The sequence below is a fragment of the Burkholderia sp. BCC1208 genome (assembly GCF_902833095.1).
Classification (GTDB): domain Bacteria; phylum Pseudomonadota; class Gammaproteobacteria; order Burkholderiales; family Burkholderiaceae; genus Burkholderia.
In genome coordinates this window covers 186,063-206,171 of record NZ_CADFDY010000005.1, presented here as the reverse complement: position 1 = coordinate 206,171, position 20,109 = coordinate 186,063, and the positions used below count along the sequence as shown (strand labels likewise).

At 65.0% G+C, this 20,109-nt stretch carries 11 protein-coding genes; 3 read left to right on the top strand and 8 right to left on the bottom strand.

Features of this window, described 5'->3' with window-relative positions:
• Positions 1-5: 5 nt before the first annotated feature.
• A complete protein-coding gene (gene pcaC, locus HWX09_RS13645) occupies positions 6-392 on the top strand; it encodes a 4-carboxymuconolactone decarboxylase (RefSeq protein ID WP_027781859.1) in 387 nt (128 codons plus the stop codon).
• 194 nt (positions 393-586) lie between these two features.
• Positions 587-1,945 carry an MFS transporter gene (locus HWX09_RS13640; protein WP_027781860.1) on the top strand — a complete coding sequence of 453 codons (1,359 nt, stop codon included), beginning with the start codon at positions 587-589 and terminating at the stop codon, positions 1,943-1,945.
• Positions 1,946-2,076: 131 nt separating this feature from the next.
• Here HWX09_RS13640 and HWX09_RS13635 read toward each other — a convergent pair whose 3' ends face one another.
• The 5 genes from HWX09_RS13635 to HWX09_RS13615 all read right to left on the bottom strand — a co-directional run bounded on the left by HWX09_RS13635 (position 2,077) and on the right by HWX09_RS13615 (position 14,828).
• A complete protein-coding gene (locus HWX09_RS13635) occupies positions 2,077-2,325 on the bottom strand; it encodes a hypothetical protein (protein ID WP_027781861.1) in 249 nt (82 codons plus the stop codon).
• 110 nt (positions 2,326-2,435) lie between these two features.
• The gene (locus HWX09_RS13630; RefSeq protein ID WP_027781862.1) at positions 2,436-3,053 is read right to left on the bottom strand and encodes a LysE family translocator; all 618 of its coding nucleotides are present in this window, start codon (positions 3,051-3,053) and stop codon (positions 2,436-2,438) included.
• Positions 3,054-3,489: 436 nt separating this feature from the next.
• Entirely contained in the window at positions 3,490-3,741 is a 252-nt protein-coding gene (locus HWX09_RS13625; RefSeq protein ID WP_027781863.1) for a DUF1488 domain-containing protein, read from the bottom strand.
• A gap of 327 nt (positions 3,742-4,068) precedes the next feature.
• A complete protein-coding gene (locus HWX09_RS13620) occupies positions 4,069-12,651 on the bottom strand; it encodes a glucoamylase family protein (protein ID WP_027781864.1) in 8,583 nt (2,860 codons plus the stop codon).
• Positions 12,652-13,709: 1,058 nt separating this feature from the next.
• Positions 13,710-14,828: a helix-turn-helix transcriptional regulator gene (locus HWX09_RS13615; protein WP_027781865.1), complete on the bottom strand. Its 1,119-nt coding sequence runs from the start codon at positions 14,826-14,828 to the stop codon at positions 13,710-13,712.
• Positions 14,829-15,065: 237 nt separating this feature from the next.
• On the opposite strand from HWX09_RS13615, the gene HWX09_RS13610 reads away from it, so the two are divergent.
• A complete protein-coding gene (locus HWX09_RS13610; protein ID WP_027781866.1) occupies positions 15,066-17,150 on the top strand; it encodes a hypothetical protein in 2,085 nt (694 codons plus the stop codon).
• Positions 17,151-17,328: 178 nt separating this feature from the next.
• Here HWX09_RS13610 and HWX09_RS13605 read toward each other — a convergent pair whose 3' ends face one another.
• From HWX09_RS13605 to HWX09_RS13595, 3 genes are read right to left on the bottom strand one after another with little or no spacing between them, the layout of a single operon-like run.
• Positions 17,329-18,063: a polysaccharide deacetylase family protein gene (locus HWX09_RS13605; protein ID WP_027781867.1), complete on the bottom strand. Its 735-nt coding sequence runs from the start codon at positions 18,061-18,063 to the stop codon at positions 17,329-17,331.
• A gap of 31 nt (positions 18,064-18,094) precedes the next feature.
• The gene (locus HWX09_RS13600) at positions 18,095-18,655 is read right to left on the bottom strand and encodes a hypothetical protein (RefSeq protein ID WP_027781868.1); all 561 of its coding nucleotides are present in this window, start codon (positions 18,653-18,655) and stop codon (positions 18,095-18,097) included.
• Complete coding sequence (locus tag HWX09_RS13595) at positions 18,652-19,806, bottom strand: glycosyltransferase (RefSeq protein WP_027781869.1); 1,155 nt, start codon at positions 19,804-19,806, stop codon at positions 18,652-18,654. The genes HWX09_RS13600 and HWX09_RS13595 overlap by 4 nt, the downstream gene beginning before the upstream one ends.
• Positions 19,807-20,109 lie beyond the last annotated feature (303 nt).

The window sequence follows — 20,109 nt, the reverse complement described above, 5'->3', positions numbered from 1 at the left end:
CGGCGATGGATGACCAGGAACGTTATGAAGCAGGGATGAAGGTGCGTCGCGCCGTGCTCGGCGACGCGCACGTCGACCGTTCGCTCGAGAACCGTACCGAGGTGACCGAGGAATTCCAGAACCTGATCACGCGTTATGCGTGGGGCGAGATCTGGACCCGGGAAGGGCTGCCGCGCCATACGCGCAGCCTGCTGACCATCGCGATGATGGTGGCGCTGAACCGTGGCGAGGAACTGGCGCTGCACCTGCGCGCCGCGCGCAACAATGGCGTGACGCGCGACGAGATCAAGGAAGTGCTGCTGCAGACCGCGATTTATTGCGGCGTGCCGGCCGCGAATTCCGCATTCCATCTCGCGGACAAGATCTTTAAGGAGCAGGATGCAGCCGGCTGAGTGCCGGCGGTGATCCGAGCGGGCGGTTCGCCGAGGTGGGCGGGCCGTCGTCGATGAAGACCGCGCCGGCAGCGAATCGGTGCGTGAACGAAGGAAAGGCGCGGCCACGAGGCCGCGCTTCGTGCATATATCAACGTTGCATGGGACCGGAGTGGGCGCTGAAGCGCGCGTTTCGGCCGACAAGGAGACTAGCGATGAATCGCGCACCCGTGGTCGATGTCCAGACCTTCATCAACGAGCAGCCGTTCGGCGGTTTTCAATGGCTCGTGTTCCTCATGTGTTTCGTGATCGTGCTGCTCGACGGCTTCGATACGGCCGCGATCGGCTTCATCGCGCCGTCGCTGCTCGGCGAATGGAACCTCACCAAGCCCGATCTCGCGCCCGTGCTCAGCGCCGCGCTGTTCGGCCTCGCGTGCGGCGCGCTCGTGTCCGGCCCGCTGTCCGACCGGCTCGGCCGCCGCTCGCTGCTGCTCGGCTCGGTGTTCCTGTTCGGCGTCGCGTGCCTGATGTCCGCGTTCTCGAACACGATCGGACACCTGACGATCCTGCGTTTCATTACCGGTGTCGGGCTCGGCGCCGCGATGCCGAACGCGGTCACGATGATGGGCGAATTCTGCCCGGACAAGCGCCGCGCGACCGTGATCAACCTGATGTTCTGCGGCTTCCCGCTCGGCGCCGCGTTCGGCGGTTTCCTGGCCGCGTGGATGATTCCGCATTTCGGCTGGCGCAGCGTGCTGATGCTCGGCGGCGTGACGCCGCTGCTGCTCGGCGTGCTGTTGCTGCTGAAGATGCCGGAATCGGTGCGCTTCATGGTCGCGAGCGGCCAGGGCATCGACAGGATCCGCGGGACGCTCGCGCGCATCTCGCGCGACGCGCTGAACGCCGGTTCGTTCGCGTTGACCGAAGCCGCGCCGCAGACCGGCAGCAAGGGCCTCGGCGTCGTGCTGTCGCGCTCGTACATCGTCGGCTCGGTGATGCTGTGGCTCGCGTACTTCATGGGGCTCGTGATCTTCTACGCGTCGATCAACTGGATGCCGATCTTGCTGAAGGATGCGGGTCTGACGCCGAAGAGCGCGACGCTGATCTCGGCGCTGTTCCCGCTCGGCGGTGTGGGCGCCGTGCTGTGCGGCGTGCTGATGGACCGCTTCAACGCGAATCGCGTGATCGCCGTGTGCTACGCGCTGACGGCGGTGAGCGTGTATGCGATCGGACAGGCGGCCGGCAACGTCGGGCTGCTGGTGCTGGTCGTGTTCGTGGCCGGCGTGCTGATGAACACCGCGCAATCGTCGATGCCGGCGCTGGCCGCCACGTTCTATCCGACCGAAGGGCGCGGCACGGGTGTCGCGTGGATGCTCGGCGTCGGCCGTTTCGGCGGGATCGCCGGGTCGTTCCTCGTCGCGGAGCTGACGCGCCAGCACTTCTCGTTCGCAGGCGTGTTCGCGACGATCGCCGTCGCGGGCGTGCTCGCGTGCGTCGCGCTGCTGATCAAGCAGATGGCGCGGCCGCATGGCGTTGCGCAGCCGACAGGCAAGATCGAGTCGCTCGGGCATTGAGCGGCGGTGGGGCCGGGTGATGCGCCGGCCCCAAGCATGAGCGATTCAGGCCGGTCGCACGCAGATCGATTGGCGCACGAGGATAGACCGGGCCGCTTTCGCGGCCCGTCGACATGTCGGCCGTCGCACCGTTACTCCTCCGCGTCGTGCTCCTTGACGAAGTTGCGCAGATACGCGCGCAGCGCGGCTTCCCGGCCGCGATGATCGTCGTGGTTCGCGGCGCCCATCCCTTCCTCGTCGCCGAACAGCGTCGGCGGCGCGCAGTACGTGCCCACTTCGATGTTCTCGCGCAGCACGCGGATATCGTGCGTGAGCGGGTGATACTCGGCGATCCAGTGCATTCCCTCGATGTGCTCGCCCGTTCTCAGCATCGGCTTCATCGGCAATCTCCATGCAGAGCAGCGGTGCAACGGCCGAAGCGATTGCACGCGCCCGTACCGAAAGGGTACGCCTGCATCACGTGAAGCTCAACGGGCGCGCTCGTGAGCGCTTACTGCGGCAGCAAGTGCGCAATGAGCGGGTACAGCGACAGGATCAGCAGCACGGCCATCGTCACGTTGAAGAGGCGCAGCGCGCGGGGATTCGACAGGAAGCGACGCAGGCCGAGACCGAACGCGGCCCACAGGCAGATGCACGGGAAGCCGATCAGGATGAACACGACGGACATCCAGGCGGCGTTCATTCCGTAGTCGGCGGACAGGCGGATCGTCGTCGCGGCGGTCAGTACCATCATCCATGCCTTCGGGTTGACCCACTGGAACGCGGCGGCTTCGATGAACGTCATCGGCCGCGGCTTGGCGCCGTGCGCCTTCACCTCGCCGGACGTGCCGATTCGCCAGGCGAGGTACAACAGGTACGCGACGCTCGCGGCCTCGAGGATCGTGTACAGCAGCGGCAGGCGCTTGAACGCTTCGCCGAGGCCGAAGCCGACGCAGAGCATCAGGATCGCCACGCCGATGCTGATGCCGAACAGGTGCGGCATCGTGCGGCGGAAACCGAAGTTGACGCCGGACGCGAGCAGCATCGTGTTGTTGGGGCCGGGCGTGATCGACGTGACGAGCGCGAACAGCATGCCGGCGGGCAACGCGCTGAGGGTGAGGAATTCCATCGCGGACTCTCCATTCGGTTCGAGGCTGGGATGGAGATCAGTTTAGCGACGGGTTTATGTACAGTACCGGTACAGTTGGATTGACGATTGCCGGTACGGGGAGAGAGTTGCTGGGGGCTGGGTGGGTTCTTTTCTTGGCGCGACGCCCCCTTCAAATTCCTGACTAGCCAGGAAACTTGGCGGCTAGCTCAACAGGTAAGACCGTGACCCGGTGGAAGATGGAAGAACGATGGTCGGCGACATCGCCGCTTGGGATTGAACGCGCAACGCCCGGGGGTGCGCCGGATGCCATGTATCAGCGAGAACTTGCCCTGTCTCCAGCTAGCGGGATGATCAGGATTCTCGCCTAATCCGCAGGGCCAAGGATGAGATCGATGGCAGCCTGGCGAGCGATTTTCGCAACGAGGTAGGCCCAGCAACGGGAAAGCCCCGCCGATCACGAAATTGAGTAGCGAGTTTGCGGACCACCCACATACAGTTTCTTCGCGATTTCGAGCAGCTGCTCGCGCAACTCGTCGAACGCACCGAGTATCGAGCGTTCGTCATTGCCCACGCCAGGCTGCAGATTTTTCAGCATCGCATCGTCGACCACGAAGGTGATTTCGCGCGAATTGTCGTATCCCCAGAAGCTCACGCATTGACGGGCAGCATCGTGGCTACGGCTGGGATTGGGAAATTGGAGCGCCATGATCAGATTTTCACGTTGATGGCCGAATAGCGCCACTTGCTCGCGTTTGAATTGATGGAGGCGTAGCTGATGCGTCTCGCCTCAGCGCGTAGGGCGTCCGCTGTCTCGAGTCGTAGCGCACGGGCCTTGCATTCGATGGCGTATTCGCTCTGGGGACCGGTCGATCTGGAAGCAGGTTTGATGGGAGATTGCATGATCGCCCTCGCAGCAGTAGGTCGCGCAAGGCGACCGGTCAGACCACTGTATACCCTTTAGGCATTACCAGTGTCCTTTCTTGGCGGAACGTCCAGGGGCTTGGCTCGCTCCTCCTTGAATGTGTGCCTCCGGCTAACTTTCAGATAAGGCCGCGGCTGACACGGATAAGTCCAGCGACAGCGTATGTGATCCCGCGTCCAACGGCACGCGGACGCCTTCCCCATTGCAGTCAACGGGCTCGCCGTCGAGTACGGCACGCATCGCATCGCCGTGCGCGAGTGATTCGACGCGGATCTCATACCGCGTCGAATGCATATCCACTGTTGCCGTGAAGCCCGGCCACGCATCCGGAATACAAGGGTTCACCACTAGATAATCGCCTTCCCGCCGGATGCCCAGAATGCCCTCCACACCGGCGCGGTACATCCATCCCGCCGACCCCGTGTACCAGGTCCAGCCGCCGTGCCCGACATGAGGTTCCACCGAATAGACGTCGGCCGCAACGACATAGGGCTCGACCTTGTAGCGATCGACCTCGACCGGCGTACGCGCGTGATTGACCGGATTGAGCAGCGCAAACAGTTCGGCTGCGCGGTTGCCGTCGCCGAGTTTCACGTATGCCAGAATCGCCCACATCGCGGCATGGCTGTACTGGCCGCCGTTTTCACGCAACCCCGGCGGATAGCCCTTGATATAGCCCGGATCGCGCGACGTGCTATCGAACGGCGGCGTGAACAGCAGCGCTATTCCGTCGTCGCGGCGGATCAGATGCTTTTCGAGCGAAACCATCGCCCGCGCGGCACGCGCCGGGTCCGCCGCACCGGACAGCACCGCCCACGACTGGGCGATCGAATCGATCCGGCATTCGTCGTTCGCGTGCGAGCCGAGCCACGTGCCGTCGTCGAAGGTCGCACGGCGATACCACTCGCCATCCCATGCGTCGCGCTCCAGCGCGATGCGCACCGTCGCTGCATGCGCGCGCCAGCGTGCGACACGCTGTGCGTCGCGCGGTTCGGCGAGCGGAGCGAACAGCTCGACGGTGCGCAGCAGCAGCCAGCCAAGCCAGACGCTTTCTCCGCTGCCTTGCGCACCGACCCGATTCATCCCGTCGTTCCAGTCGCCGGTGCCGATCAGCGGCAAACCGTGCGCGCCGGTCAATTCGATGCATTGATCGAGGCCGCGCGCGCAATGCTCGAACAGCGACGCGGCTTCGTCCGCGATCATCGGCTGGAAGAACGCATCGTGCTCGCCGGGCCGCAGCAGTGGCCCATCGAGGAACGGTACGATTTCGTCCAGCACCGCAGCGTCGCCGCTGCAACCGATGTACGTCGCGGCCGCGAACGCGAGCCAGACGCGGTCGTCGGAAATCCGCGTGCGCACCCCTTGCCCGGAGTGCGGCAACCACCAGTGCTGAAAATCGCCTTCGACGAACTGCCGCGACGCCGCGCGCAGCAGATGCCGCCGCGTTTCATCGGGCTGCACGTGCGTGAGCGCCGTGCCGTCCTGCAACTGATCGCGGAACCCGTATGCGCCGCTTGCCTGATAGAACGCCGAGCGTGCCTCGATACGACACGCGAGCGTCTGATACAGCAGCCAGCCGTTCAGCATCAGGTCCATCGCGCGGTCGGGCGTTTTCACCTGAATGGCACCGAGCACGTTCTGCCAGTGGTGCGTGACGTCCGCGAGCACGGCGTCGAGATTCGTGCTGCGATAGCGCTGGATCAACGCGCGCGCCTCGTCAACGGACGCACATTGACCGACGAACGCGACCACTTCGACGGTCTCGTCCACACCCAGCTCGATACAGCCCTGCAATGCCGCACATGGGTCGAGTCCCGCGCCGGTTGCGCCGGACAGCGGTGCGTCGCCCGTCAGCCCGAGCGGCGCGTCGGCAGCGCCGTGACGGCCGAGGAATTCGGTACGATCCGCGGTCCACGCGGTTTGCCGGCCACCGAGGTCGGCGAACGCGACGCGCGTGCCGAATGCCATGTTCCACGGATTGTGCGCGAACATCGCGCCGGTGACCGGATCGATTTCCGTTACGACGAACGGCCCCGACGCACCGCGCGATGTGCCGAGCACCCATTCCATCCACGCCGTCACGGATAAGCGCCGGGCGATACCGGACGTATTGCGCAGCGTGAGCCGGGAAATTTTCAGCGGATCGGCGAGCGGCACGTATTGCAGCAACCCGAGCGCGACGCCGTACGCCTCGTGTTCGAAGTGGCTGTAGCCGTGACCGTGACGCGCAATGTAGGTCCCGCTGTCGCGGATCGGCAGTGCAGTGGCGCCCCAGATGTCGCCGGTCATTTCATCGCGGACGTAGAGCGCTTCGCCGGCGGGATCCTCAACGGGATCGTTCGACCACGGCGTGAGCTGGTTCTCGCGGCTGTTCTCCGCCCACGTATAGCCGGTACCCTCCGCCGCGACCTGAAAGCCGAACCCCGAATTGGCGATCACGTTGATCCACGGTGCCGGTGTCGCGGCGCCCGCGGTCAGCACGGTCACATATTCGCAGCCGTTCTTGTCGAAGCCGCCAAGGCCGTTGAAGAATTCGAGTCCGGCAGTCATCGGGAGCGGTGCGGCGGGGGCATCGAGCGGGTTGGGCCACGGCGACAACATCGGCCGGCTTTGCCGGCGCAGCGCTGGCGTTTCGTCCTGAGCCTGCGGCATGCGAGCGAACTGAGTCGCGATAGAGCCGCGCCGGGCGATCAGCGCGACTCGCGCGATCGATTGCAGCAGCGCACGCGTGTCCACGCTTATCAGATCGGCACGCAGCGTATAGACCGCTCCTTGCGCCAGCTCTTCGCCGAAGCGGGGACGCGTCTGGCTGCTGCGCACGGCTGTCTCGATGGCTGTCTGCAACTCCTGGATATACGACGAAGCCCGTTCGTTGACGATGACGAGATCGACGGCGAGCCGCTTCATTCGCCAGTATTCGTGGGCCTTCAACAACTGCCGGACCTGGGCGATGTCTTCGACGTCGCTGATACGCAGCAACACGATCGGCAGATCACCCGAGATCGCCTGCGGCCACAGCCCCGATTGCATGCCGGCTCCGCGCATGATCGCCTCGGACGGTGCCCTGAAGCGCGGATCGGCGTACAAAATAGGCGCGGCGAGCCGCTGGAAGTCCGCGGCCTCCTCGGCTTCGATGTCAAGGTAGCGCAACTGCACCTGAGCCTGGGTCCACGCGAGTGTCTTCGCGCGGTCGAACGCGTTGCGATCGTGGTGCTTGTCGATCAGGTCGAGCAACCGTGCACGCGAATCGGCCACCACGGTCCAGAAGGTCACGCGTACCACCTTGCCCGGCGGTACCAGCACACGGTAGCGCAGCGCAAAGACCGGATCGAGCACGGTGCCGGTGGTATTGCCAAGCGGTTCGCCGTCGACGATCGATGCGGCGTTACCCACACTGTGTCCGCGACCGAGAAAACGCAGGCGGTCGGTTTCGTATTGCGGCTCTGCAGCGATTTCGCCGTCGACGACCGCAAAATGCGCGGCCCAGATCTGCGGGTCGTCGGGCGAGCGCAGGCGTCGCGTCGCCACCAGTGCGCCGAATTCCGCGAGGTGCTCGGTCTGCACGAACATGCGGGAAAAAGCCGGATGCGCGTTGTCGGCGGCCGGGGTCGCCAGCGAGAGCTCGGCATACGAGGTCAGCTCGATTCCGCGCGCGCCGCGCCCGCTGTTGGCAAGCGATACGCGACGGACTTCGCCGTCGTCCTCGCCGGACACGAGCACGTTCATCGTGGTGGTGAGCGATCCGTCGCGCCGGGTAAATTCCGCGTGATCCTCGCCAAACACGACACTGCCAGCCTCGACTTCGCCGGTGAGCGGCTGCGCTCCCGCGGACCAGACGTGCCCACGCAGCGTGTCGCGCAGGAAGATGAACGAGCCCCAGTTGTCGCGGGTCGTGTCTTCACGCCAGCGCGTGATCGCCAGATCGCGCCATCGGCTGTAGCCTGCGCCGGTCGCGGTCAGCATCACCGCGTACCGTCCGTTGGACAGCAGATGCGTGATCGGTGCCCGTACGGCGGATGTCTGCTCGACGACACGGCGCACGGTGAGCGGCGCGGTGCCGGCGTCGGTCGCCGATTTGTTCACTTCTTCGGCGCGCGGGTGCGCGACGGCCACGTCGCGTGGCATGCGTTCCTGCAGCAGCAGCTCGCTTGCCTGGATCATCGGCTCGCGATGGAAGCGCGCCCGCATCTGCGCGTCGAGCAGGGTATTGGCGATAGCCACGATCGTCATGCCCTGGTGATGCGCCATGAAGTTGCGCACGATGGCGAAGGGCTCGCCGTCAGGCAAACGGGCACGGGTGAAGTCGAGCGCTTCGTAAAAGCCGTAGCGTCCCAGCGCACCCAGCGCAGCGAGCTGCGCGTAGTTTTCGCAGGCGGCCTCCGGCGCAACCATGGCGGCGAGGCCCGTCGCATAAGGCGCGATCACCCGGTTTTCGGAGAGGCCGCGTTTGAGGCCGAGGCCCGGTACGCCGAAGTTCGAATACTGGTAGGTGAATTCCATGTCGCGCGCGTTGTAGGCGGACTCCGAGATGCCCCACGGAATACCGAGTTCGCGGCCATACGAGCGTTGTCGTTCCACGATCAGGGTACTGGTCTGTTCGAGCAGACTGCCGACCGGCGCGCGCATCACCAGCGATGGCATCAGATACTCGAACATCGATCCCGACCACGAGATCAGCGCGGAGCCTGTGCCGACCGGCGTCGCGGCGCGGCCGAGACGAAACCAGTGAGTCGTCGCGACGTCGCCCTTCGCGATCGCGAACAGGCTTGCAAGTCGCGCCTCGGAAGCCAGCAGGTCGTAGCAGCTCGGGTCGAGGCTGTTGTCGACATGCGAGTAGCCGATCGACAACAACTTGCGTTCGGGATCGAGCAGGAACGAGAAGTCCATGCCGAGCGCCATCGCGCGCGAAGTTTCGGCGAGCGAGATCAGGCGCGTCTGCAGCGATTGCGGGTCGGCCGCGTATTCCATCTGATCGCGAGCGTGCTCGGCCACGTTCTTCGTCAGCGCTTCGATCCAGAACATCAGATCGGAGTAACCGTCGTCGCCGGCGGCGGGCATGATGTCGCGCGTAGCATCCAGTGCTTTCTTCGTGAGACGTGCGAACACGGGTGACAGCGCGTCGAGCGTCTGCGGGCCGCGCAGCTGGGTGTCCATTTCTTCGAGAATGCCGAGCAGTTTCTTGCCGCGCTCGCCGTTGGACACACGCAGGGCATCGAGTGCCGCTCGCGCCAGATGCAGGTTGTCGAGCATGCCGGAGCGGGCCACCGGTGCGGGCGGCGGCGGCCGCCATTCTTCGCATGCGTTGGCGAGTGCGATCAGATGGCCGGCCAGATTGCCGCTATCGACCGACGACACATACGCAGGCGCCAGCGCCTGCAAGTCCTGCGTGCCGTACCAGTTATAGAAATGCCCCTTGAAACGCGTCATTTTCTGCATCGAAGCGAATGCGGCTTCGAGCCGTTCGACGGTCTGCATCGTGCCTGCCCAGCCGAAATCGCGCGCGGCGACGGCTGAAAGCAGATACAGGCCGAGGTTGGTCGGCGACGTGCGGTGCGCGACGACAGGCTTCGGGTCATCCTGATAATTGTCCGGCGGAAGCATGTGTTCCTCCGGGGTCACGAACGTCTCGAAGAAGCGCCACGTGCGCCGTGCGATCAGGCGCAGATACCGCGCGTCCTGCTCGGAGGCGGCGAGACGCTGCGCGGTGGCGGGCGACCGACTCGACCACAAGGCGAACGCGGGTGCGGCGAGCCACAGCAATGCGATGGGCAGCACGAGCGGCCAGTGCGACGGCGCAAAGGCGATCGCCCCCGCCGACAGCGCGAGCGTGAGCGCGATCGAACCCGCCATCTGCCGATAGAAGCCGCTCAGGGTAAGTCGGGGGGCGCCTTTCGACTGCGCGGCGGTGGTCCATTCGAGCAGGTGCCGGTGCGTCACGAACAGCCGCATCAGCGTCCGCACGATCGCATCTCCCATGCGCCACGCGTGGTCGACGAGAAACGCGGCGGACAGCAGCGTTTGCAGCGCGGCGAGCCGCGCGTCGCCGCCGAGCGTACGAAGGCGGCTGCGCAGACGAACCCCTGTGCGACGCTGCAGGATCGCGAACACGGTCGGCAGGAAGGCAGGAATCGCGAGCACGCATAGCATCCACGCCACGCCGGCAATCCCCGCAGGCAGCGGCATGAGCCAGCACAGCGCAAGCCCGGCGACCACCAGCGGAGCAATCAGTGAGCGGCGCAGATTGTCGAGCATCTTGAGACGGCCGATCAATGGCATCGCCTGACGGTCCCGGCGCCGATGCCCGACGATCCACGGCAGCAACTGCCAGTCGCCGCGCGTCCAGCGATGTTGACGCTTCGCTACCACGTCGTAGCGAGCCGGCGCTTCTTCGACCACCTCGACATCCGATGCCAGCCCGGCACGCGCAAAGACACCCTCGAACAGGTCGTGACTGAGCAACGCGTTCTCCGGCACGCGGCCCTGCAACGCAGCTTCGAATGCATCGATGTCGTAGATGCCCTTGCCGGTAAACGAGCCTTCGCCGAACAGATCCTGATAAACGTCGGAGACAGCAGCAGCATAGGGATCCATTCCGCTGGGGCCGGAGAACACGCGCTGATGCAGCGACCCTTCCTGGCCTACCGGCAGCGAAGGCGTCACGCGCGGCTGAAGAATCGCGTATCCGCCCACGACGCGTTGCTCGACGCTGCTGAATCTCGGCCGGTTCAGCGGATGCGCCATTTTGCCGATCAGGCGCAATGCGGCGTCGCGCGGCAGCCGGGTGTCCGCATCGAGCGTGATGACGTAGCGCACATCAGGCGGCACATGCGGCGTGTATCCGGCGATCGGCACGAACGTGGTGTCGGTCGCGCCGCGCAGCAAACGGTTGAGTTCGTGCAGCTTGCCGCGCTTGCGCTCCCAGCCCATCCAGCAGTTTTCGCCTGCATTGAATACGCGTCGGCGAACCAGCAACAGGAAACGGTCGCCGCCCGGGCCCGGTCCATAGCGGTGGTTCAACGCTTCGATGGCAGCCGCGGCGACGGCGACCAGCTGCGCGTCGCCGGCGAGGGTCTCCTGATCGGCGTCGAGCCCGTCGGCCAGCAACGCAAACGACAGATCGCCGCCCGCGCCCGCCAGGTGATGAACCTCGAGACGTTCGACGAGTTCGCGCGTATCGGCTTCGCTGGTCAGCAGCATGGGTACCGCGATCAGCGTACGCAGCGACGACGGCACGCCGGCGGTCAGTTCGAGTGCCGGCAACGGGTTCGCACCGAAACTCCAGGTCACCGTCCGGTTGACGAGCGCGACGGCGATTTCCGTGGCGGGCAGGAATCCGCATACGGCGAACAGCACGAACACCCAGGGATCGTGCCATTGCGGCGCTAGCGCCGACACCGCCCACAACGCGAGCGCAAGCAGCATGGCAGCGACCGCCATCACCTCGCCGACGTAACCGATGATGCCCAGGCGGACGTTGAAGCGCGTGAGCCGCAAGCCTGTCGGAGGACGAAAGCCGATCGCGTCTTCCAGCGCGCGCCGTCCCTCGGCAATCAGGTGGTAGCCTGGGTCCGCGGTGCGTTCTTCATGGGCGGAATCGGTGGCGGGCCCGGCCGTCGTATGCGCCAGATGCAGCGCGAGGTCGGTGATTTCGAGTTCGGTAAAGGCCGAGCCGCGCGCCAGTTGCTCGATTGCGCTGCGATACAGATTACGGGTCGGAAAATCCATCGCCGAGAAGGCGCTGCCCGCGCGTAGCCGTTCGTCGACGAGGCTCACGCTTTCGAACAGATCGGTCCAGCTGATGTCGGAAATCATCCGCATGCTGGTGATCACGTTGCGCACGGTGACATTGGACGCGCCTTGTCTCTGCTGCGCATGGAGCACCACTTCCTCCACCGACGAGCCCTGCTGCCTGAGCCGCTCCTCCAGCCAGCCGAGCGCCGGCGTCGTGCGGGGGTCCTGGTCGCGCAGCCGCTTCGCGAGTTGAGCCGCGAACAGTTCCGACAGCAAGCCCGACGAGCGCGTCGAAATATCCGCTTCGAGCGCGGAGCGCGCGCTACCCGATTCGAGCAGACGTTCGGTCAGTGCGTCGGCATCGGCGCGTGCGATCCGGCCGGCGGTGATCTGGTCGGCGAGGCGTCTCAGGTTCTCGATCAGCACGATACGCAGCGTGATCGCGACCGCCCATAGCTCACCGATCGTCAGCGGTTGAACCCGCTGATATGCGTCGATGAAACGCCGCAGGATCTGCGGGTTGAAGTGGCTGTCGGTGTGCGCGACGAACGCCCATGCAAGACCAAACACGCGCGGGTAGCCGGCGAACGGACCGCTCGAGAGTTTCGGCAGCAGCCGGTAATAACCGGGAGGCAGATCGTCGCGGATCTCGCGGATCTGTTCTTCGACCAGGTGATAGTTGTCGAGCAGCCATTCGGCAGCGGGCACCACGCTATGGCCGCGCTCCAGTTCTCTGGCGCTTGCGCGGTAGGCGGCGAGCAGGACGGCGGCGTTGTCGTCGAGCCGCGTGTGCAGCGACAGCACGACAGGCGGTTGATCCGTCACCGGCTGCGCGGCGGCGAGGCTTTGCGCGTGCTGTTCGAGGCGTTCAATTCCGAACAGTTCGTCCCGCACCGGCGCGGTGTCGGTCCATGGCGGCGAGCGCGGACGCAATCGCGCGGCGAAGTGGAGGAGTGTTTTCATGAGCGTCCGTCCTGCGGTGTCGATGATGTCGATGGACGGGGCAAATACTTCGCACGCGCGATATTTCTGCGGGGCGTACCGCGCGCTATCGTCGCAGCGATGCACGGCTTGTCGAGTTGAGACATGATCGGTTCTTCCTTCGGGACAGCCGGACGAGGCGCGGCGTGTGCGGACTGAGGTGGCGCTCGTTCTGTGCGGTTGAACACACGCAAACAGATGCAAACGGACGGAACGAAGAAACGGTCGTGTGCTACCGCGGGTCAATGCGCATGCGGCCGCTGAGACCACCGATGGCAGCCGAAGCGACACGAGACCCGGTCGAGTGCCCGCGGCCATCACCATGGGCCGCCGGTGTGACGGATATTCCGGTGCAGCGGCACAAACCGCGGACGAGGAAACCGCGCGAGGACTTCGCGACGGGTGGAGGCTCATGCCGGGATAACAGCAATTGCATGCAGGTCATCCGCGACCTGCGCAATTCATTCCGGAGCGGGTGAGCGCGTGGGGTGTTGCCGTCGCCGATCCGTATGGCGCTGCGACAGGCAGGGGTGGAGGAGGTAAGAGAGACGCAGACCTTGGTCTGCGTGATCGGTTGCCCGCTATTTCTTCTTTGCTGGTTCGCCGGATGAGGTGGTCTTCGGAACGGCCGTCCATGACGTACCTGCTGCGGGAGACGGCAATTTCTTCGGTTGCTTAGGCTTTTTCGCCTCTCGGTTACTGCGCGCTTGGCCCTTTGCCATAATGTTTCCCCAATTTCACCGGCCGCAGACGCGGCCGTCGTGTCAGGCAGTTTGGGCGCATTTCATGATGCTGTCGCGATCTATTTTCGGCGGCACGCATGCAGACCTTCCGGACGGGCGATTCAGGAAAGACCGCCGATGCCCGGCGGTGGCGGCGCTGACGCTGTCGTGGGTAGCGGAATCTGAGACGAATACCATGCGGCCGTCTTGGAAAAGATGTCCGATCCGTTGATTTCCATAGGATCCAAAGACAACTTTTCCGGCAGCCTGCATTTCTCGGGTCACGCTCCTGATACGACTACCCCCAACTCCGCCGTATCAATCCTTGCGCTTGTGCTGCGGGAGCACCCAAAGCATCCGTCCGACCGCTTCGGCCTGATTCCGCGAATGGGTCTTTTCATAGATCGCCCGCAATTGGGTGCGAACCGTCGCCAGCGACACGCCGGCGATGGCCGCGCATTCGTCAGGCGCCTTGCCGTTGATGAGCGCTTCGGCGACGGCGGCTTCGGCACTCGACAAACCGAACGACTGCCGCAACTGTTGTGCGACGACGAGCGGGGCAGCGCCGCGTCGCCTGACCGTGATCAGTATCGTCGCATCGCCGAACGTCGCATGGAGCGCTTGTCCGGACAGTGCCGCAATACTGAGAAAAATTTCGTGCGCCGCCACCCGCGTGCCGGAAAGTGCAAGGCTCTCGCTCTTGCGGGTCTTCGCGACGCGCGTCAATGCCGCCTTCAGTGCATCGTTCTGCGGCGCGCTCGTCGCGCTCAGGTATCCGTTCTCGAGCCTGAGGCAGGTGGTGGCGCGCAGCATCGACTCGGCCGCGCGGTTGACGAAGACGACGCGCGCGTGCCTGTCCAGTGCAAAGACGGAAAGACCCAGCTCCTCCAGCAATTCGGCGCCGAGCGTGGCGTCGCGATGCAGCACGCGCGCGTCTCGCCACAGGTTGATCGAGCGCTGCAGATGCCCGGCCATACGGGTCAGGGCCGCACGTTCTTCCGACGAATACGGTGTTCGGCCGTGTGCCCGGAGTAACCCGAGCAGAATGTTGTCGCTGCCGGGGCGCGCGAAGCGAATCCCCATCAGGTAGCGAAATCCCGACGGAATCTGAAAGTCCTGGAAGAACTCGCTGCGTTCGACGTCGCAGTCGGTGAGGTGATCCTGACAGCAAACGAATTCGCCGAGCGGTGCGTTCTCGACGAAGCCGCGGCGTGGATCGAGCGCGCCGTAATACTGGTCGTAGAGGGCGATGATCTCGTCGAACTCCGCGCGCGGCGAATAGATCGAGAATTGCGGGGCATTGCGTGCGGCGTCCCAGCTGAACATGTGAAATACATTTGCGCCGAGCGATTCGGATACCCGATGAAAAACATCGAGAAAACCGTCCGGCTGCAGCGCGGCCTCATAGAGGTCCCCGATGAGTTCGTCCCGTTGCATGCTTCCCCCGTCGCTTCGCGATCTTCGTATGTGTATTTTGTCTGACGATATCGCTTCGAATACCGAATTTTTTTCAGGCTAACACAGGTTATTTGCATTTCACGCGGTGTTATTTCCCGATTTTCATCCACCTGAATGATGATCGCAAAAATCGTCTTTGCGAGAATCCTCGCCGTCCAGCGTGCATGAGCAGTGCATATGACACGCATCAACCAGAAGGATGTCGGGGGAAACGCAATGAAACTCACGCCTGTCGTATCCGGTATTGCAGCGCTCGTCCTGTCGGCTTGCGGGGGTGGCGGCAGTTCGTCGTCGCCGCCGCCGGGCGAACCTGCGGCTCAGACGGTCAGCGGGGTCGCGGCCGCCGGCGCTGCGATGCAGGCCGCCACCGTGAAACTGGTCGATGCGACCGGCAAGACGGTCGACTGCCCGGCCGATGCGTCAACCGGCGCGTTTCATTGCGCGGTGACCGGCCTGAGCGCGCCATTTGCGTTGTCCGCATTCGGCAACGTCGCCGATTCGCAGGCCACGCTGATCGCGCTCAGCGCCACGGCCGGCACGCAGACGATCAACATCACGCCGATCACGAACGCGATCGCCGCCACGATCATCGGCGACAATCCGGCGAAGCTGCTGGCCGACACCGGTTTGCTCCAAAGCAAGGTGACGGCCCAGGCGGTTGCCGGCACGATGCAGGCCTATTCGTCGGCGCTGGCCGACCTGCTGGCCGCTACCGGCAATACGGGCGTCGACCTGATTTCCGGTCCGTTGACCGCGGGTGCGCCGGGGCTCGACCGGTTGCTCGACCAGGTGAAGATCAACGTCCTGCCGGATGGCGGCGTGCAGATCAGCTCGGTGGCAGGCGCGTCCAGCGATACGCCGGTGCAGCTTCAGCTCGCGCCCGGCGTCGCGCCGCAGGCGAGCGACAAGGCCAGCCTGCCGGCCGCCGCGACGATCAATGGCGCGGTGGTGTCGAACCTGCCGAGCGCCAGCGATCTGGCGGCATTGCAGCGCGCGCTCAACCAGTGTTTCGCCGGTTCGACCGGCGCTGCGCGCACGGGCGGCAGCGTATCGGCATGCGGCCAGATCTTCGTCGACGATGTCGCGTCCGGCGCGCTGAATGCCGGCGTGCCCGCCACGTATCTCAACAACGGGATGTCGGTCGGCCAGGAGTTCGGTGCGGTCGCCGACGGCGCGCCGGGCATCGCGGCCGACGACGCGATGAACAACGCCAGCTTCAGCTTGCCGGAAGTCATCCGCGTCGTCGCCAGCGACACGATGTGGGTCAAGCTCGCGTGGACGCGCAGCGACGGCATTCGCGACGGCATGCAGCAGCATGTCCAGCTCGCGGTGCGGGCGAGCAGTCTCGCGAATGGCGATACCGGTTGGCGCGTGATCGGCAATCAGCGCGCGGTACTGAGCAAGATCAACGCGAATGCGCAGAAGTGGGATTGGCTGAATCCGGCCAATCCGTCGACGGGGACCAACGCGTTCGTCGATTCGCTCAACCTGCAGGTGGGTACCGTCGACGCGGCCGGCACGGCGGTGGACTTCGCGATCGTCAACGGTCCCGGCTTGCGCAACGGCGTGTTTCTTCAGCCGTCGAGCGGCACCTGCGACACGCTGAACATCCGTGCGCAGATCGCAAGCGGGCAGACGCCGGCGCAGCTCGCCGCCCTGGCGAAGAGTGCGCAGTGCCGCAACAACTTCCGTCTGGCCGGCGTCGCGCAGGACCCGGCCAACCAGGGCCTGTTCACGTGGCCCGGCGACGCGCCGCGCAACAATACCGCGTGGGCGAAGCCGCAACTGAGCGCCGCCGAGCTGGCCGACATCAAGCCGTTCGGCGCCTATACGATCGACGTCTACCAGCACGGCAACACGTCGACGCCGGCCAGGCACTACACGGTGCGGGTGCGTATGCCGTCGCCGTCACCCGACGCGCTGCGTCAGTACGCGTGGCACGATCTCGCGCAGTCCACGCGCGACAAGCTGACGCCGGGATCCGCCGGCACGTTCGCGGGCGGCGCGACCTTCCCGCTGGGCTGGACGTCGAAAGCGGCGTTGCCGTTCGTCAAGCGCGGCAACGTGCAGATTCGCGCAACCGCGGCCGGGCAGACCGTGGCGACGTTCGTCAACGGTGTTGCATCGGCGTCGCCGGTCCAGCCGGGGGCGGCGGTGACGCTCAACGTGCCGGGCGATCAGGGCGTCGCGTTCCCGTCGGTGGCCGGCTGGGCGGGCAGCACGGATTTCTCGTTCGTGAGCCTGAACTGGTCGGATTCGAGCGATACGTTCTTCACCGAGTCCTTCGAGTACGACCGGTAACGGACAGCCGGTCCGATGCGTCCGGCGAACACGCGATCGGCGGGACGATTCGCCATCCCGTCGGCGCGTTCCGGCTCGCCGGCTCTCCGGCTTGGCGTGACGGCGATGCCCGTCCTTGCGCACGCTTGGCATGGACGGGTATCGGGACATTGACGGATGAGTCGCGCTCCGGCTCATGCTACCCGCGCCCTCCAACCCACCCCTTCACACACTTGACCCACAGCCTCACGGCCCCGACCCCGCCCGCCACCGGAATTCGCGGCAACAGAAACGGATCGTCGGCCGCACCGGCACATCCGCGCCGGGTCGTCGTCGCATTGCCGTAACCGGCATCGACGACCTGGTCGCGCACGCGTGCGTCGAGGTCACCGTATGGATAGCAGAACGATTCGACATGCTGGCCACTCAGCATTTCGAGTTGCCGCTTCGATTCGGTTAACTGAAAGTCCGATACGGGCGCCGGCACATACGACAGCGCGACATGATCGAGCGTATGCGAGCCGATTTCATGGCCGTGATCGCGCCACGCGAGCATGTCCTCGCACGTCATCAGCGGCGAGCGCGCGGTCGGGGCGCCCGCGTCCCAGTCGTTCGCGCCGCCGAACCGGCCGGCGACGAAGTAGCAGGTCGCTGTGAACCCGAGCGAGTCCAGTACGGGCATCGCATGCGTCAGCACGTTGAGAAAGCCGTCATCGAACGAAATGCCGAAGACCTTGCCCCGCCGCTCCCCGCGCAGGTACGGCTGCAGTTCGCGCACGCTCAGGCCGCGGTAGCCGAGCCGCTTGAACAGCGTCATCTGGCGGCGGAATGCGTCGGGCGCGACGCTCAGGCCGCGCAGCCGGTCGGTCGGCGGCGGCAGCGGGCGGATCTGGTGATACATCAGGATCGGATAGCGTGGGGTGCGCGCAAGCATCGGCGGATCGCAGGAAAGCAGAAAAGCGGGATTACGCGGCCTTGCGGAAAATCCGCAGGGTCTTGAAGTCGCCGACTTCGGCGAAATCGGCATGCGCGGCCCACCGCGCGATGATCGGCTCGGCCTTTCGGTAGGCCGACGATTCCTTGTAGAACAGCAGGTGACCGTTGGGCGCGGTATGGCGCGCGAACAGGTCGAGCACCGCTTCATCGGTCTTCGCGCCGTAGCGGCTGTTCGCTTCGTCGCGGAACCCGCATAGATGAAACAGCGTGACGGCGTCGAACGTCGGCAGCAGGCCCGAATTACTCGTATAGATGTCGCCGAAATACGCGAGGTAGGTCTTGCTCACCTCGGGCTGGCACGTGATGAGATCGACATACGACTTGTATTCCTTCGGCGACGCCGTCACGCCGAAGACGGTGTTGTTCAGGTGCGGCCGCGCGCATTCGACGCCGACATGGTGGTGGCCGCCGGTGCCGAAGTGATAGATGCGAATGCCCTTGAGGCGCACGGATTCCAGCCATTCGACGAAGTGCACGTCGCACGGACATTCCTGCGTGCGCAGGTCCCAGTATTTCTTCCAGATGTTCATTGCCATTTAGTGGGTCTCAAGGCGGTCACCCAGCGGGAAGGGTTGTGTCGAACCGATTTCTGATAGACGGACAAGGTCGCGTCGACGAACGTGTCGAACGAGAATTCGCGCTTGCCTTTCAATCGCGCGCTGCGTCCCATCGCACGGACGCAGCCGGGTTCCTGCGCGATCGCGCGCAGGATCGCTTCGATCGCCGCGGGCTCGCGCGGCGGGACGACCCAGCCGTCCACGCCCGGTTCGACGTTCTCGGGCAGCCCGCCTACCCGTGTGACGATCGCGGGACAGCCGAGCGACATCGCTTCGCGGCACGCATACGACAGGCTCTCGTGGTACGACAGCACGAACGACACGTCGATGATCGAGAACGGTGCCCACACATCGTCGAGCCGTCCGGTGAACGCGGTGCGCGATGCCATGCCGTGCCGCACGAGCTGCTCGCACTGCTCGCCGGACGGCTGCGCGCCGACCAGCAGCACGCGAAACCGCTCGCGCTCGGCTTCGGGCAGGCGGCCGAGCGCCGCGATCAGGTCCATCCAGCCTTTTTCCGGCGCGGTGCCGGCGCTGCTGCCGAGCACGATCGCGTCCGCGCCGGCCACTCCGAACAGCGCGATCTTGCGGCGGCGGATCTCGTCGCACGCAAGTCGTTCGGCAGCCGGCCGGCGCACACCGTGCTTGACCACCGTGACGTTTCCGTACGGCGAGCGCAGCGCGAGCATGCTCGCGACGTAGTCGCTGACCGCGATCGTATGGTCGGTGGCCAGCCGGGCGCGCAACTGGTTGCCGAAGCTGTCGGCGCGATAGGTGTTGTGCTTGGTCAGCACGACCGCGGGCCGATGCCGGCACCCGAGCAGCGCCAGCATCACCTGCCGGTGATCGGCGGACCCGTTCACGTGGATCACGTCGAAGCGCTCCGCGGCGATCCGCCGACGCAGCCGCAGGATCTCCCGGCACAGCCGGTTCCAGCGCGGCTTGAACTCCATGTCGAAGATGCCCACGCCGGGGCTGTCCTGCAGCAGTCGCGACAGGCGGCTCCCTTGCGGCGACGCCACGGTCACTCGATGATGGTGGCTCATCGCGACGGCCAGATCGCGAACGTAGGTGTCCTGGCCGCCGCCATAATCGCCGTGGAAGTTGGTGTATAGAATGTTCATCACGATGCCGCTTTTTCTCCGTCCTTCATTTAAAAGGATTACTGATGAAATGAAGGAATCGACCTGATGGAAGGGAAGCAATGACGTGAACGCGGTGCCGCGTTTCCGGCTCGAGATTGCGAGTTGCCGTCAAGACGTGGCGTCAACGCGAATCATTTCCAAATATTACAGACCGGTTACGTGCCGTAGTGTCGAGGTCTGCGCATCTTTGTGCGAATGTGTCGCGATCGCTGGATCGTGTCGTCTCGTGCATGACGATCTCCCGCGATCGTGACCGGTACGGCGGGGCCGTTCGCTGGCCTG